12 protein-coding genes and 1 tRNA gene are annotated in these 16,391 nt (G+C 70.2%); 12 read left to right on the forward strand and 1 reads right to left on the reverse strand.

Features of this window, described 5'->3' with window-relative positions; all coding sequences use genetic code 11:
- Positions 1–88: 88 nt before the first annotated feature.
- The 5 genes from tmk (at position 89) to AC1Z4A_RS16900 (ending at position 7,803) form a co-directional block, all read left to right on the forward strand.
- Entirely contained in the window at positions 89–3,412 is a 3,324-nt protein-coding gene (gene tmk, locus AC1Z4A_RS16880) for a dTMP kinase (RefSeq protein WP_483679775.1), read from the forward strand.
- A gap of 111 nt (positions 3,413–3,523) precedes the next feature.
- Positions 3,524–4,744: a DNA polymerase III subunit delta' gene (locus tag AC1Z4A_RS16885; RefSeq protein WP_483679776.1), complete on the forward strand. Its 1,221-nt coding sequence runs from the start codon at positions 3,524–3,526 to the stop codon at positions 4,742–4,744.
- 216 nt (positions 4,745–4,960) lie between these two features.
- Positions 4,961–6,592 carry an alpha/beta hydrolase gene (locus AC1Z4A_RS16890; RefSeq protein ID WP_483679777.1) on the forward strand — a complete coding sequence of 544 codons (1,632 nt, stop codon included), beginning with the start codon at positions 4,961–4,963 and terminating at the stop codon, positions 6,590–6,592.
- Positions 6,593–6,690: 98 nt separating this feature from the next.
- Positions 6,691–6,764 (forward strand) — tRNA-Thr (locus AC1Z4A_RS16895).
- A gap of 322 nt (positions 6,765–7,086) precedes the next feature.
- Complete coding sequence (locus tag AC1Z4A_RS16900) at positions 7,087–7,803, forward strand: helix-turn-helix transcriptional regulator (RefSeq protein ID WP_483679778.1); 717 nt, start codon at positions 7,087–7,089, stop codon at positions 7,801–7,803.
- Between the two features lie 18 nt (positions 7,804–7,821).
- Here the strand turns inward: AC1Z4A_RS16900 and AC1Z4A_RS16905 are convergent, their stop codons facing one another.
- Positions 7,822–8,733 carry a 1,4-dihydroxy-6-naphtoate synthase gene (locus tag AC1Z4A_RS16905; protein ID WP_483679779.1) on the reverse strand — a complete coding sequence of 304 codons (912 nt, stop codon included), beginning with the start codon at positions 8,731–8,733 and terminating at the stop codon, positions 7,822–7,824.
- Between the two features lie 206 nt (positions 8,734–8,939).
- Between AC1Z4A_RS16905 and mqnE the strand changes: the two genes are divergently transcribed.
- From mqnE to AC1Z4A_RS16940, 7 genes are all read left to right on the forward strand, one after another.
- Positions 8,940–10,103 carry an aminofutalosine synthase MqnE gene (mqnE, locus tag AC1Z4A_RS16910; RefSeq protein ID WP_483679781.1) on the forward strand — a complete coding sequence of 388 codons (1,164 nt, stop codon included), beginning with the start codon at positions 8,940–8,942 and terminating at the stop codon, positions 10,101–10,103.
- A 70-nt stretch (positions 10,104–10,173) separates the two neighbouring features.
- The gene (locus AC1Z4A_RS16915; protein WP_483679783.1) at positions 10,174–10,464 is read left to right on the forward strand and encodes a ferredoxin; all 291 of its coding nucleotides are present in this window, start codon (positions 10,174–10,176) and stop codon (positions 10,462–10,464) included.
- Between the two features lie 101 nt (positions 10,465–10,565).
- Positions 10,566–11,480 (forward strand): menaquinone biosynthetic enzyme MqnA/MqnD family protein, encoded by a 915-nt coding sequence (locus AC1Z4A_RS16920; protein ID WP_483679784.1) that lies wholly within the window; start codon positions 10,566–10,568, stop codon positions 11,478–11,480.
- 38 nt (positions 11,481–11,518) lie between these two features.
- Positions 11,519–12,727, forward strand: coding sequence for a cyclic dehypoxanthinyl futalosine synthase (mqnC, locus tag AC1Z4A_RS16925; protein WP_483679785.1), 1,209 nt, complete (start codon positions 11,519–11,521; stop codon positions 12,725–12,727).
- A gap of 98 nt (positions 12,728–12,825) precedes the next feature.
- The gene (locus tag AC1Z4A_RS16930) at positions 12,826–13,713 is read left to right on the forward strand and encodes an oxygenase MpaB family protein (RefSeq protein WP_483679786.1); all 888 of its coding nucleotides are present in this window, start codon (positions 12,826–12,828) and stop codon (positions 13,711–13,713) included.
- A 107-nt stretch (positions 13,714–13,820) separates the two neighbouring features.
- On the forward strand, positions 13,821–14,858 hold the full coding sequence (locus tag AC1Z4A_RS16935; RefSeq protein ID WP_483679787.1) for a methyltransferase: 1,038 nt from the start codon (positions 13,821–13,823) through the stop codon (positions 14,856–14,858).
- 346 nt (positions 14,859–15,204) lie between these two features.
- Positions 15,205–16,320: a type III polyketide synthase gene (locus tag AC1Z4A_RS16940; protein WP_483679788.1), complete on the forward strand. Its 1,116-nt coding sequence runs from the start codon at positions 15,205–15,207 to the stop codon at positions 16,318–16,320.
- The last annotated feature ends 71 nt before the right edge of the window (positions 16,321–16,391 follow it).

Consider the following 16,391-nt stretch of genomic DNA (forward strand, 5'->3'; position numbering starts at 1 on the left):
GGTTCCGGGGCATCGCCCCTTCGCATGCTGTTCGTTTGTATGTTCGTATTGACAGTCGGCATTCGGGCACTCCGGATAGGCTGGCAGGATGACGCGAGCCGAGCAGCCAACGGGGAACACCCCCACATCAGGCGCCCTAGCCGCGGACTCCCGCGAGCGTGCCGTACGAGCCCTGCTGCGCTTCCGTCCGCTCAGGCGGTTGTGGAGCGCCCAGTTCGCCGGCAGCGCCGGGGACGCCCTGGCCGTGCTGGTCCTGATGGTGCTGGCGCTCCAGGCGGCGGTCGCGGCGGATGCGTTCGGCGGCGGTTACCGCGGCGCGGCCTTCGCCGTCGCCGCGGTCGTCGGCGCGCGGCTGCTCGCCACGCTGCTCTTCGGGGCGATCCTGCTCGACCCGCTCTCCTCGCTCTTCGCGCCCGGCGGTCCCCTCGACCGCCGCTGGACCATGATCGGTGCGGACGGGGTGCGGTTCGCCCTGCTCGCCGTCGCACCCACCTGGATCGACTGGACCGAGAGCAAGGCGCTCGCGTGGCTGCTGGTCACGGCCTTCCTCATGGGCGTCGCCGAGCGGGTCTGGACCGTCGCCAAGGACGGCGCCGTCCCCGGCCTGCTGCCGGCCCCGCCGCCCGAGGGCGCGGCCGTGCGCCCGCTGCCGGACCACTACGAGGCGCTGAACCGGCTGTCGCTGCGCACGACCTTCCTGGGGCTGCCCGCCGCGGCGGCCGCGCTGGTGGTCGTCACCCTGATCGGCAACCTGTTCGGCTCCGGCATCGTCTGGTTCCACCAGCACCAGACGGCCCTCGCCTCGTACCTGGCGGCCGGGCTCTTCGCGACGTCCGTCGCGATCCTGTACCGCCTTCGGCTGCCCGTGCTCCCGGAGGGCGTGCACGCGCCGCGTACGCGCTCCCCGCTGGAGGGCCTGCGCCGTCCCAAGACCGTGCACGGCGCCCACGACAAGGGCCGTACCGGGGCGGTCCCGGTGCTCGTCCTGGCCTGTGCGGCCGTCGCGGGCGCGATCGCCGGCGCCGTCGGCGTCACCACCCTCCAGGCCGTGGACCTCGGCGGCGGCCCCGTCGCCTTCGGGCTGCTTGCCCTCGCGCTGACGGGCGGCCCCGTCATCGGCATCCGCAGCGCCCGGAAGGTGCTGCCCGGCTTCTCGCGGCGCCGCCTGCTCGCGCTGGCGCTCGCCGTGACCGGCCTGGCGCTGCTGGCCGCGGGCCTGGTGCCCGACCCGACGACCGTGCTGCTGCTCGCCCTGCTGGCGGGCGTGTCCGCCGGAATCGCCGCCAGTACCGGCCACTCGCTGCTCGACCAGGAGACCGAGGAGGGCCGCAGGGCCCGGATGACCGAGCACCTGCACGCCGTCGTCCGGCTCAGCATCGCGCTGGGCGCCCTCGCGACGCCGGTGCTCGCCGCGATCATCGGCCCGCACCGCCTCGAGAGCGGGAGCTTCGTATTCGAGCACGGCGGTGCCTCCTTCACCCTGATGCTCGTCGGCGCGCTGCTGCTGCCCGTCGGCGCGCTGCTGCTGGGGCGCACGGACGACCGGCACGGCGTGCCCTTCCACCGCGACCTGCTGGACGTGGTGCGGGGCGGCGACCCGGCGGAGCGCCCGAGCGGCAGCGGCTTCTTCATCGCCTTCGAGGGCGGTGACGGGGCCGGCAAGTCCACGCAGGTCCAGGCGATCGCCGAGTGGATCCGGGCCAAGGGCCACGAGGTGGTCGTCACCCGGGAGCCGGGCGCCACGGCCATCGGCAAGCGGCTGCGCGCGATCCTGCTGGACGTCTCGTCGGCCGGACTCTCCGACCGCGCCGAGGCCCTGCTGTACGCGGCGGACCGCGCCGAGCACGTCGACTCCGTCGTCCGGCCCGCCCTGGAGCGCGGCGCGGTCGTCATCACGGACCGGTACATCGACTCCTCGGTCGCCTACCAGGGCGCCGGGCGCGACCTCTCGCCGACCGAGATCGCCCGCATCTCGCGCTGGGCCACGGACGGACTCGTTCCGCATCTGACGGTGCTGCTCGATGTTTCGCCGGAAACCGCGCGCGAACGGTTCACCGAGGCACCCGACCGGCTGGAGTCCGAGCCCGCCGAGTTCCACCAGCGCGTACGGACCGGCTTCCTGACCCTGGCCGCCGCGGACCCGGCGCGCTACCTGGTCGTGGACGCGGGCCAGGAGCCGGAGGCCGTCACCAAGGTGGTCCGGCACCGCCTGGACCAGCTGCTTCCGCTCTCCGCGGCCGAGATCGAGGCCCGCGAGGCCGCGCGCAAGGCGGCCGAGGAGGAGGCCCGCCGGAAGGCCGAGGAAGCCGCCAGGGAGGCCGCCGCCCGCAAGGCCGAGGAGGAGCGGCTGGAGTGCGAGCGCCAGGAACAGCTCGCCCGGCTGCGTGCGGAGGAAGAGGAGCGCAAGCGCCGCGAGGCCGAGCGCCTGGCGGAGGAGGCCCGGCAGCGGGCCGAGGAGGAGCGCCGCAAGGCCGAGGAGGAGCGCCTGCGCCGCGAGGCGGAGGAGCGCACCCGCGCCGCCGAACAGGAGCGGCTGCGCAAGCAGGCGGAGGAGGAGGCGCGCCTGCGCGCCGAGGCCGAGGAGCGCCGCCTGGAGAAGCAGCGCCGGGCCGAGGAGGCCCTGCTGGAAGCGGAGCGGGCGCGGATGGCGGCGGAGGCCGCCGCTGCTGCGGCCGGGGACGCACCGACGGTCGAGACGCCGTCCCTCGGGGCCGCGGCCGGGGACGCGCCGACCGTCGAGACGCCGTCCCCTGCGGCCGCCGCCGAGGAGACCCGGACGTTCGAGCAGCCCGTGGTGAGCGGGGCGGAGGAGGCGCCGACCGTCGAACGGCCGCGGGTCGGGGAGCAGGCCGGCGACGCCGAGGCTGCCGGTGTTCCCGATGCTTCCGGCGCTCTCGGGGCCGAGGACGAGACGGCGGTCCTGCCGCCGGTATGGGCCGCCGCATCCCCGCCCGGACCGCTGAACCAGCGCGTCACCTGGGGTGTCGGGTCGAAGAAGGCGGACCTGACGAAGGCGGACCCGGCGAAGCCCGCGCAGAGCGAGCCCGCGCCGGAGTCCGAGCCGCAGTCGGAGCCGGAGCCCCGGCCCGCGGCCGGTCCGGCCGCCGGTTCCGAGTCGGAGGAGACGGCCGTGCTGCCGAAGCCTTCCGTCAGGCCGAAGCCTTCCGCCAGGCCGGAGAACCCGGCCGACCGGGTGCCGGCCTGGCTCTTCCGGCCGGAGGAGGGCGGTGAGGGCACGGATGCGGGCCCGGAGACCGCCCCCGAGCCGGAGCGGACGCGCGAGCTGCCGCCCGTCGAGCCGGACCGGCGTGGCCGCAAGGCGCGGCGCCGCCCGGAGTGGGCGGACGACTCCACGCTCGCCGACGACCTGCTGGGCCCCCGTGAGGGCGAGGAAGGCCGCGGCCGCCCCTAGCGGATGTCCGGGGCAGCGGGCAGGGGCGGGACCGGCCCTGCCCGCGATGTCAGTGGCGTGTCCCACAATGGGTAACCGCAGGGAACGACGGTCGCGGCGCGGAGGACAGCCATGGCGGTGTGGGACGACCTGGTCGGCCAGGACCGGGTGATCGAGCAGCTGTCCGCTGCCGCGCGCGACGCGGACGCGCTGGTCACGGCCGCGGAGGCGGAGGCTGGTGCCGCCCCGGAGGGCGGCGCGTCCCGGATGACGCACGCGTGGCTGTTCACGGGCCCTCCGGGCTCCGGGCGGGCGACTGCCGCCCGCGCCTTCGCCGCCGCACTTCAGTGCGTCAGCCCCGACCGGGCGCTCGGCGGCGGCCCCGGCTGCGGCTTCTGCGACGGCTGCCACACCACCCTCGTGGGCACGCATGCGGATGTGGAGATCGTTCGCACGGACCTGCTGTCGATCGGCGTCAAGGAGACCCGTGACCTGGTCCGCCGGGCCCAGCTCTCGCCCGCGGGCGGCCGCTGGCAGGTCATCGTCCTGGAGGACGCGGACCGGCTGACCGAAGGCGCCGGCAACGTCCTGCTCAAGGCCGTGGAGGAGCCCGCCCCCCGCACGGTGTGGCTGCTGTGCGCGCCCTCTCTGGAGGACGTGCTGCCCACGATCCGCTCCCGCTGCCGGTCCCTGACCCTGAGCACGCCGTCGGCCGCCGCGGTGGCCGACGTCCTCGTCCGCCGGGACGGCATCGAGCCCGAGCTGGCCGTGCGGTCGGCCCGCGCCACCCAGGGGCACATCGGCCGCGCCCGCCGCCTCGCCACCGACGAGCGGGCCCGCGCCCGCCGCGCGGCCGTGCTCAAGGTGCCGCTGCGCGTGGCGGAGCTGGGCGGCTGCCTCAAGGCGGCCCAGGAGCTGATCGACGCGGCGGCGGAGGACGCCAAGCAGGTCGCCGAGGAGATCGACGCCAAGGAGACCGAGGAGCTGCGTGCCGCGCTCGGCGCCGGGGCCGGTGCCGGGAGCCGACTCCCCCGGGGCACCGCGGGCGCGATGAAGGAGCTTCAGGACCGGCAGAAGCGCCGTGCGACCCGCACCCAGCGCGACAGCCTCGACCTGGCCCTGTCCGACCTGACCGGCTTCTACCGCGACGTGCTGGCGATACAGCTCGGCTCGCGCGTCGACCTGGCCAACACCGACGTGTCCGAGAGCCTGGAGCGGGTGGCCTCCTCCTCGCGGCCGGAGAGCACCCTGCGCCGCATCGAGGCGATCGTCGCCTGCCGCCGGGCGCTCGACCGGAACGTGGCGCCTCTGCTGGCGGTCGAGGCGATGGCGGTGGCCCTGCGCGCGGGATGACGTCGGGATGACGTGACGTGCGGTCCGTGTGAGTAGTACGACCGGGAGCGGGCACACCGCAACTTGGGTGATTCCTCACTCGTACGAGGCCTAGTGAGGCGTAAGGCTGGCCAAGACAGGTGTCCGTCCGGATACGCTCCGTATGCCCGCGTAGTCCTACGTATGTCTTATGCCCAGCCGGCCCAGCTGCCTGCTGTCACACAGAGGGACCGCCCGATGGACACCAGCCGCCTGCTCCGTACCTCCGGCACGCTCGTCGCGGCCGCAGCCCTGCTGATCTCCGCAGCGGTCCCGGGAAGCGCGGCGCCGGACGCGGCGCGGCCGGGGAGACCGCAGGGCGAGGGCGCCGGCCCCGGCGCCGCCCCCGGTTCGTACGCCGCCTCGCTCCAGCCGGGCGCGCTGCCGTCCCTGGTGCCGCTGCCCACGGCGCTGCCCGCCGCGCTCCGCCCGTACTACGGGCAGAAGCTCAACTGGCACGCCTGTTCCGGCAAACGGTCGGGCTTCGAGTGCGCCACCCTGCGCGCCCCGCTGGACTACACGGCACCCCGCAGCGGTGACGTGCGGCTCGCCGTCTCCCGCAAGAAGGCCGTCAGCACCGGCCGGCACCTGGGCTCGCTGCTGGTCAACCCCGGCGGCCCGGGCGGCTCGGCCGTCGGCTTCCTCCAGCAGTACGCGGCCACCAGCTACCCCGCCGCAGTCCGCGCCCGGTACGACATGGTGGCGATGGACCCGCGCGGCGTGGCCGCCAGCGAGCCCGTCACCTGTCTCTCCGACGCGGAGATGGACGCCTACGCCCAGGTCGACCAGACCCCGGACGACGCCGGGGAGGTCCGCGAGCTGGTCAACGCCTACAAGAAGTTCGCGGCGGGCTGCGCGGCCCACTCGGGCAAGCTCCTGCGCCACGTCTCCACCATCGAGGCGGCCCGCGACATGGACATCCTCCGGGCCGCCCTCGGCGACGACAAGCTGCACTACGTCGGCGCCTCGTACGGCACCTTCCTCGGTGCGACCTACGCCGGGCTCTTCCCGTCCCACGTCGGCCGGCTGGTCCTCGACGGGGCGCTGGACCCGTCCCTCAGCGCCGAGCAGGTCAACCGCGACCAGACGGCGGGCTTCCAGACGGCCCTCGCCGCGTTCTCGCAGGACTGCGCCCGGCACGCCGACTGCCCTCTGGCCGGCGGCCGCGCCGATGTGGCGAACGCCCGTCTCGAGTCGTTCTTCCAGCAGCTCGACCGCCGTCCCCTTCCCACCGGCAAGTCCCGCCCGCTCACGGAGAGCCTCGCCACCACGGGTGTGATTTCCGCCATGTACGACGAGGCGGCCTGGCCGGTCCTCCGCAAGGCCCTGCAGAACGCGCAGCACGGCGACGGCGCGCTCCTCCTGAGGCTCTCCGACCTCTACTACGAGCGGGACGAGAACGGTCACTACACCAACCTCATGCCCGCCAACTCGGCCGTGAACTGCCTCGACCTCCCTGCCCCCTTCCGAAGCCCGGCGGGCGTCTACCGCGCCCTCCCCGACTTCCGGAAGGCGTCGCCCGCCCTGGGCGACAGCTTCGCCTGGGGTGCTCTGAGCTGCGCATACTGGCCCGTGGCCGCCACCGGCACCCCCCATCGCATCCCTGCCCCCGGGGCCGCCCCCATCCTCGTCGTCGGCACCACCCGCGACCCGGCCACCCCCTACCCCTGGGCCCGTTCCCTCGCCGCCCAGCTCTCCTCCGGCCGCCTCCTGACCTACGAGGGCGACGGCCACACCGCCTACACCCGGGGCAGCTCCTGCGTGGACACCGCGATCAACGACTACCTCCTGACCGCCGCCGTGCCCCCGGCCTCCCGGAAGTGCACCTGACCTGCGGCGTCCCCCCGCGCAGCACCGTGTGCGGAGCACCCCTGGAAACTGTGTAGACTTATCCCCGCTGCTGATGCCAACCTCGGTTCACGCAGCGCGCCGCCTTAGCTCAGTTGGCCAGAGCAACGCACTCGTAATGCGTAGGTCTCGGGTTCGAATCCCGAAGGCGGCTCCGGAGAGACCCAGGTCACATCTTGTGTGACCTGGGTTTTTTTCTTGCACCCGGGTCAAGCGGGGCGGAACTCGGTGATCTTTACGCCCTCGTGCGTGCCCAACGCGTGCCCATCTGCCAAGAGCTGCCCCGGACCGGTGATTACGGAGCGTGGCAGGGATCAAGTGTTTGGCGGTTCGTTTTGGCGGTCGGCTGGCAGATGAAGGAGAGTCAGTTTCACGAACGCGCAGCCCCTGGCCGGGGCGGTGTGTGCGTGGCCGTCGGTGAGGGGCCGGAGCCGATGCGTCGGAACTCCGGGCCCCACGAAGGAGAAGAACGCCTCATGACGCTCCACCCCCAGGCCGCTGACACCGCATGCGGGCCCACCTCTCCCCAACGCACCTGCACCGCCGGACTGGACGCCGACCTCAACATCCTGGCCGCCGACACCGCCTTCCTCCGCCAGTTCGACGGCACCGCGGCGGAGCTGTGCGGGCGGAATCTCTACGAGCTGCTCCACCCCAGCGCACCCCGGCTCCTCGACCGGCACTTCGTCCGCCTCTCCACCGGCAGCCACTCGCGCTTCACCGAGCGCATCGTCGGCCTGAGTCCCCAGCACACGCCGTTCTCCGCGGACATCACCGGGGTGGCCATCCACAGCAGCCTTCGCACCCCGGACGCCCCCGCCTACCTCGTGTCCCTCTGCCCGGACGGCGAGCCGGCCACCGCCGCCGACATGTCGCTGTCGTCCCGCAGCCGGATCCTGCTGTCCCCGGTCGATGCGAAGATCCTTGAGGGGATCGCCAGCGGCACTTCCAACCTCCAGCTCGCCACCCGGCTTTACCTCAGCCGTCAGGCCATCGAGTACCACGTGGGCCGCATGCTCAGGGAACTCAGGGCGCCGAACCGCGCCGCCCTCGTCGCCCGGGCCCACTCGCTCGGCATGCTCACCGTGGGCACCTGGCCGCCCCGCGTGGTGCCCCGGTTCGTCAAGCACCCCAAGCAGAGCCCGGCGCGGTCTGCCGAGCCGGTGGCCCGGCAGTCCTCCTCGGCCGCCTGAGAGCGCCCGGGCGCCGACTCAGGACCGTGCGGCCGGGTCCGTGGGCGGGAACTCCAGGGCGCCGGGCGCGATTTCCGGAACGATCCCTTCCGCTGCGGCACGGCCGAGGAGGATCCGCGCCGCGTTGTAGCCCTCGTCGCCGATGTCGGCGGTGTACTCGGTCACGTACGCGGCGATGTGCTGCTCGACGACGTCCTGCTTCATTTCCTGGGCGTGTTCCAGGACGTAGGAGCGCGATGCCTCCCGGGCGTTCCAGGCGTACCGGACGGATGCGCGGGCCGCGTCGGCGATCTTGTTGAGGGTTTCCGTGCCCAGGCTCCGCTTGGCGATGATCGCTCCGAGCGGGATGGGCAGCGAGGTCTCCTTCTCCCACCACTCGCCCATGTCGGCGAGGCGGCGCAGCCCGTACTCCTGATAGGTGAAGCGCGCCTCGTGGATGATCAGACCCGCGTCCACCGCTCCGTCACGCACGGCGGGCAGGATCTCGTCGAAGGGGAGAACGACGATCTCGCCGATGCCTCCCTCGGTCCCGACCGGGGCGGCGGTCACCGTCTTGGCGGCCCACAGCCGGAAGAGCAGGTAGGCCGTGGACCCGGTGCTCGGCACGGCGACCCGTCGGCCGACGAGCGACTGCGTCTCGTTCTCCTCCTTCACCACCACCAGCGGTCCACAGCCCCGGCCGATGGCGCCGCCGCACGGCAGCAGCGCGTACTCGTCCAGCACATAGGGGAGCGAGGCGTAGGAAATCTTCAGCACGTCCAACGTGCCCTGCTGGGCAAGCCCGTTGGTGATGTCGATGTCCGCGAGCTGCACGTCGAGGGACGGCGCCCCGGGGATCAGGCCGTGCGTCCAGGCGTGGAAGACGAAGGTGTCATTGGGGCAGGGCGAGTATGCGATGGAAAGCGAGGATTCGGAAGTTTCAGGCAGCATTGGGTGCCTTTCTCGCGAGTGACGGGGGTACGACCAGCAAAGCGGTTGCCGGTATAGGGAGAACCCCAAACCTACTAACGGGAGGATGAGACACCTGTGACCGGTTGGGGCGGCTCCCCGAGCTATTCCCGCAGTAACGATCTGCACCTGGTCGCGAACAGTTGAACGCCGTGCTCACGGGCACTGACCGAGGGGGAATACGGGGGATGGACTCCGGGCTCAAGCGGGAGTTGGAGCAGAAGGTCTACGCCGGGGAGCGGCTGTCCCGTGAGGACGGGATTGCTCTCTACGAGTCGGATGACCTGGCATGGCTGGGCGGTCTGGCGAACCATGTGCGGACGCAGAAGAACGGCGATGTCGTTCATTTCAATGTGAACCGGCATCTGAACATGACGAATGTGTGCACGGCGTCGTGTGCGTACTGTTCGTTCCAGCGGAAGCCGGGTGAGAAGGATGCGTACACGATGCGCATCGAGGAGGCCGTGCGGCTGGCGAAGGCCATGGAGAGCGAGAGTCTCACCGAGCTGCACATCGTCAACGGTCTGCATCCGTCGCTGCCGTGGCGCTACTACCCTCGCTCGCTGCGGGCGTTGAAGGAGGCGTTGCCGAACGTCTCGCTGAAGGCGTTCACGGCGACGGAGATCAAGCACTTCGAGAAGATCTCGGGTCTGCCGGCGGACGAGATCCTCGACGAGCTGATCGACGCGGGTCTGGAGTCGCTGACCGGTGGTGGTGCGGAGATCTTCGACTGGGAGGTGCGTCAGCACATCGTCGACCATGACACCCACTGGGAGGACTGGTCGCGGATCCACCGCCTGGCTCATTCGAAGGGTTTGAAGGGTCCGTGCACGATGCTGTACGGGCACATCGAGGAGCCGCGTCACCGGGTGGACCATGTGCTGCGGCTGCGTGAGCTGCAGGACGAGACGGGCGGTTTCCACGTCTTCATTCCGCTGCGGTACCAGCACGACTTCGTGGACATGAAGGACGGCAAGGTCCGTAACCGGCTGCAGGCGCGGACGACGATGGCGTCGGGTGTCGAGGCGCTGAAGACCTTCGCGGTCTCGCGGCTGCTGTTCGACAATGTGCCGCATGTGAAGGTGTTCTGGGTGATGCACGGGATCCAGACGGCGCAGCTGGCGTTGCAGCACGGTGCGGACGACATGGACGGCTCGGTCGTCGAGTACAAGATCACGCATGACGCGGACAACTACGGCACGCCGAACAAGCTGACCCGTGACGATCTGCTGGATCTGATCCGGGATGCGGGTTTCCGCCCTGTGGAGCGGAACACGCGGTACGAGGTCATCCGTGAGTTCCCGGGTCCGGATGCCTCCCTGCGCGAGTCGCCCCAGCCCATGCGGGTGTGAATGCGGACCGGCTGATGCCGGTGCTGCAGCGGCCAATACCCCACAGGACCCAGATCGGCAGGCTCCAGTTATGACCATGAATACGGACGAAGAAGAACTCGAAGTCTGGATCGACCAGGAATTGTGCACGGGCGACGGCATTTGCGCCCAGTACGCCCCGGAAGTCTTCGAGTTGGACATCGACGGGCTCGCCTACGTGAAGAACGAGGACGACGAGCTGTGTCAGAAGCCGGCCGAGGCAGCGCCCGTGCCATTGACCCTGCTGCAGGACGTGATCGATTCCGCCAAGGACTGCCCTGGCGATTGCATCCATGTGCGCCGTAAGCGCGACCTCGTCGAGGTTTACGGCCCGGACGCCTGACCGTCCGGGCCCGGGACGGGCGAAGGCGGTGCGGTAGCCGGCACTCGTCCCCGGACAGCAGTCACGCGTACGTACGGAACAATCAGGAGCACGCCCCCACCATGACGTCCCCACCAGCAGCGCAGGACATATCCCTCACGCACGGCCGGCGCCGCAGGCCCCGGGTCGGGCACATCAAGTTCTTGAACTGCCTCCCTGTCTTCTGGGGATTGGCCAGGACCGGAAGTCTCCTCGATCTGGATCTGACCTCGGACACGCCGGACAACCTGAATGCCGCTCTCGCCTCCGGCGAGCTGGACATGGGGCCGATCAGCCTCGTCGAGTTCCTTCGGAACGCCGACGATCTGGTCGCCCTTCCCGGTATCGCCGTGGGCAGCGACGGCCCGGTGATGTCCTGCCTCATCGTCAGCGAAGTGCCGCTGGAACGGCTCGACGGTGAGCCCGTCGCCCTCTGCTCCACGAGCCGTACCTCGGTACGGCTGGCGCGGCTGCTGTTCTCCGAGCGGATCGGTGTCAAGCCGGACTACTTCGTCTCTCCTCCGGACCTGGGGACGATGCTGTCCGGCGCCTCCGCGGGCGTGATCATCGGCGACCCCGCGCTGAAGGCGCGGCTGCTGGAGGCGCCCAGGGACGGTCTGGAAGTCCACGACCTCGGTGAGATGTGGCGGGAATGGACGGGTCTGCCCTTCGTCTTCGCGGTCTTCGCGGTGCGCCGTGAATTCCTCGAGCGGGAACCCGAGACCGTGCACCGCGTCCACCAGGCGCTGCTCGCCGCGCGGGATCTCGGCCTCGCCGAGGTGGACGAGGTGTGCGAGCGTGCCGCCCGCTGGGAGACGTACGACGCCCAGGCGCTGAAACGCTACTTCACCACGGCGCTCGACTACGGCCTGGGCGATCGGCAGCTCGCCGGAATCGCCGAATTCGCCCGTCGTGCCGGGGGTGAGGAGTCGGGATTCCTTCCGGATGTACGCGTGCAACTGCTGGGTCACTGCACAACGGAATCGGACAAGAAGTGATCAGTACGAAGCCGAACGACTCCGGAAAGGGAGCCGACATGCCGACGTTCGAAGAGGAACACCCCGAGGCGAAGGCCGCGTTGGACCGTGCTGCCGCGGGTGAGCGGATCACCCCGGAGGAAGCCCTCGACCTTTACCGTTTCGCCCCGCTGCACGCCCTCGGTGCGGCTGCCGACACGGTGCGCCGTCGCCGTTACGCCGGTACGGAGCACATTGCGACGTACATCATCGAGCGGAACATCAATTACACGAACGCGTGTGTGACGGCGTGCAAGTTCTGTGCGTTCTATGCGCCGCCGAAGAGTGAGAAGGTGTGGACGCGTCCGCTGGAGGACATTCTGCGCCGGTGTGCGGAGACGGTGGAGCTGGGTGGCACGCAGGTGATGTTCCAGGGTGGTCATCATCCCGACTACGGGGTGGAGTACTACGAGGAGCACTTTGCGGCGATCAAGCGGGAGTTCCCGCAGCTGGTGATTCATTCGCTGGGTGCGTCCGAGGTGGAGCACATGGCGCGGATCTCGGGTGTCTCTGCGGAGGAGGCGATCCGCCGTATCCATGCTGCGGGTCTGGATTCGTTTGCGGGTGCGGGTGCGGAGCTGCTGCCGGAGCGTCCGCGGAAGGCGATCGCGCCGCTGAAGGAGTCGGGTGAGCGCTGGCTGGAGATCATGGAGCTGGCGCACAAGCTGGGCGTGGAGTCGACCTCGACGATGCTGATGGGCACGGGCGAGACCAATGCGGAGCGGATCGAGCATCTGCGGATGATCCGTGATGTGCAGGACCGCACGGGCGGCTTCCGTGCGTTCATTCCGTACACGTACCAGCCGGAGAACAACCATCTCAAGGGCCGTACGCAGGCGACGATCTTCGAGTACCTGCGGATGATCGCGATTGCGCGGCTGTTCCTGGACAATGTGGCGCACATCCAGGGTTCCTGGCTGACGGTGGGCAAGGAGGCCGGGCAGCTGTCGCTGCACTACGGTGCGGATGATCTGGGTTCGATCATGCTGGAGGAGAACGTGGTCTCCTCGGCGGGTGCGAAGCACCGCTCGAACCGGATGGAGATCATCGACCTGATCCGCAAGGCCGGCCGGGTGCCCGCCCAGCGCGCCACCACCTACGAGCACCTGGTGGTGCACGAGGACCCGGCGAACGACCCGGTGGACGACCGTGTGGTCTCGCACATCTCGTCCACGGCCATCGAGGGCGGCACTGCCCACCCCGAACTGAAGATCATCCAGGCGAGCTGACGGCGAGGCCGGCCGACGAGGGTCATGCGCGCACGCCGATCCGGAGGAGGGACGAAATGTCAGAGGGGGCCGGTCGAACCCTCTGTCATGCTCACCGCATGACTCCTCTCGCCTCACTGCGCGCTCGGATCCTGGCCGAAATCAACGGGACGGCACACGGCGACGATCTGCATCTGGAGCGGTACGAAGGGCCGTTGGGCGACCCGGGTCTGCTCGGCCCGGACAGCGTGGCCTGGCGCGTCCACGGGCATCCGGCGGGGATGCTCACGGGCGGTTTCGCGGCGCTCATGCTCCAGTCGCTGCACCCGTTGGCCATGGCCGGCGTGGACGACCACTCCGACTTCCGCGCCGATCCGTCCGGCCGGCTCAACCGCACGGTCAGGTTCGTCACCACGACCACCTTCGGCTCGACCCGGGCCGCGCTGGACGCGATCGCGGACGTCAAGCGGATCCACGGCTTCGTCCGCGGGACCGCGCCGGACGGCCGCCCGTACCGCGCCGACGACGCCGAGCTGCTCACATGGGTGCACGTCGCGGAAGTGCGCTCCTTCCTGGCGGGCTATCAGGAATTCGCGCGTGAGCCGCTCTCCCCGGCGGAGTGCGACCGCTATTACGCCGAAATCGCTGTCGTCGCCGAGCAATTGGGTGCCCAGGAAGTGCCGCGCAGCACCCGCGAAGTCGAGCTTTACCTGCGCCGCATGCGCCCGGAGCTGCTGGCGACGAGGGCCGCGCTGGACTGTGTGTGCTTTCTGCGCGGCTTCGGCCGCACTCTGCACGAGAAGGCCGTTGTCACCTTGCTGATGAACGGCGCGATCGAGTTGCTGCCGGGCTGGGCCCGTACGGAACTCGGTCTGCGGCGTCCGGTCCCGGTACGCGCGTGCTGGGACCGGCCCGCGGCACATCTTGTCGGACGGGTCTTCGAGTGGGCCTGTGCCGATTCCCGGATCACGGCCGCCGCACGGAGGAGGACGGCCGCCGTCGAATAGCACCACCTCCACCGCGCTCTTGCTCCTCACTCCTCACTCCGCAGGACCGATTTCCGTTCGCCGTCCCGCGGTGCCCCCATGACGTTGACGATTCAGGAGGCTTGGACATGGAACAGACCGAGAAGCCCGTCGAGGTACAGCTCCGGCCCTACTACAAGGCCCACTACCACTTCCAGTTCCTGAGCGCGGCATTGAAATTCGGGCTCTTCGCGGTGCTGGCCGAGGAGCCGGGCCTGGAGGCGAAGGACATTGCGGTACGGCTGGGCCTGAAGGAGCAGCCGACCCGCATTCTGCTGCTCGGTTGCACCGCGATCGGCCTGCTGCGCAAGGAGGGCGCCGGTTACCACAACACCGCGCTCACGGAGCCGCTCAGCGCCAACCTCGACCAGTCGCCCGCGGCGTTCATCCCCTGGGAGCACCAGGGTATTTACCGGGCGATGGCGTGGTTCTCCGAGGCGCTCGAGGACAACACCAACGTGGGTCTGCAGCGTGAGATCGAGGGGTCGGCCCCCACGCTGTACGGGCGCCTCGCCGAGAACCCGGACCTGGAGACCACGTTCCACACGATGATGAGCTCGGTGAGCCGCCTCGTCGGTGAGGAACTCACCCGGAAGCTCGACCTCTCGGCGTACTCGCACCTCCTCGACATCGGCGGCGGAACCGCCATCAACGCGTCCAACATCGCGGGCCGCTGGCCGGAGATGCGGGTCACGATCGCCGATCTGCCCTCGGTCGCGGCGGCCGCGAACGAGAAGCTCGAGAAGCTGGGGCTGGCCGACCGGGTGCAGGCCGTGAGCCTCGACGCCTTCAACGACGAATTCCCCACCGGCTGCGATTCCGTGCTCTTCGCCCATTTCCTCGAGATATGGTCGGCCGATCGCATCCGCGCCCTGCTGGCCAAGGCGGCCCGGGCCCTTCCCCAGGGCGGCGGCATCTTCGTCGTCACCCCCTACCAGAACGACGAGGAGACCGGTCCCGAGCGCGCGGCCTACCTCTCGGCGTACTTCCACACCATCGCCTCCGGCGAGGGCTTCGTGTACACGGGCAAGGAATACGAGGAGTGGTTCGCCGAGGCGGGCTTCGAGCCCACGGGGCGTGTCCTGCTGGGGGCCGATACCGTGGTGATCTGCGGCCGCAAGGCGTAAAAATGCATAAAGGCGTAACGCGAAAGATGTAACACGCAAAGACGCAGGATTCACGGGGTCGGCGGACGGACTGCGAGCCGTGCGCCGGCCCCGTGTTCGTGTGCTGCTGTCGCCTCGCCTCCGCGGTGTCGTTCCGTGACCGCCAGCCGGGTTTCCCCCGAATGGCTGAACAACTTCTGCGCCGTTCGACGGATGTCTGTTCTATGTGTGTTGAAGCGTCCACATTTTGAGTGAACTATCGGGGCATATGTGTGGCACGCTCCCTAATGCGGCATGCACTGGACATAGACTGGCACGCCATTTCGGCGGCCCTGGGCCTTGAGCCCGGTGAGACTGGGAGGCCGCCATGGCGACACTGTGCAGACCGGCCATCGCCGTCCCCGAGCACGTGATCACAAGAGAACAGACCCTGGAGCTGGCGCGCACCCTGCACGCCGACCATCCGCAGTTGGAGCTTGCCCTCCGGCTGATCGGCAATACGGGTGTACAGACCCGGCACCTGGTGCAGCCGATCGAGGACACGCTCAAACACCCCGGATTCACCGTGCGGAACGCCCGCTACGAGCGGGAGGCCAAGGCGCGGGTGCCCGAGGTCGTGCGGCGGGCGCTGGATCACGCGGCTCTGACCACCCGCGACATCGACATGATCGTGTACGTCTCGTGCACCGGTTTCATGATGCCGTCGTTGACCGCCTGGCTCATCAACACCATGGACTTCCGGCCCGAGACCCGGCAGCTTCCGATCGCGCAGCTGGGCTGTGCCGCCGGAGGCGCCGCCATCAACCGGGCCCATGACTTCTGCCAGGCGTACCCGCAGGCCAACGTGCTGATCGTGGCCTGTGAATTCTGTTCGCTCCTCTACCAGCCGACGGACCTCGGAGTCGGCAACCTGCTCTCCAACGGGCTGTTCGGGGACGCCCTGGCCGCCGCCGTCGTGCGGGGCGAGGGGGGCACCGGGGTGCGCATCGAGCGCAACGGCTCGCACCTGGTGCCCGACACGGAGGCGTGGATCTCCTACGGGGTCCGGGACACCGGTTTCCACTTCATTCTGGACAAGCGCGTCCCCGGCACGATGGCGATGCTGGCGCCCGCCATGCGGGACATGGCCGAGCCCCACGACTGGGACGTCTCGGAGCTGGACTTCTACATCGTGCACGCGGGCGGCCCGCGCATCCTCGACGACCTGGGGCGCTACCTGGGCCTGGAGCAGGAGATGTTCCGCTACAGCAGGGCCACGCTCACCGAGCGGGGCAACATCGCGAGCGCGGTCATCTTCGACGCGCTGGAGCGGCTCTTCGTCGACGGCGGGGCGCCGCCGGACGCGCGGGGCGTCATCGCGGGCTTCGGGCCGGGCATCACCGCGGAGATCGCGCTGGGCACCTGGACGGAGAACGGCTCCGGGCGGGGCGCGAAGGCCACGGCCGACATCCCGGTGCGCCAGGGGGCGGTACTGCCGGCGTGACGGGCCGGCCGGTCGGCACGGGTCCCCTGCCGGCCCGTCAGTCGTCCGTGACGACCAGGCACGGGTGCCCT

It is taken from the genome of Streptomyces sp. 17_S59, from assembly GCF_056930295.1.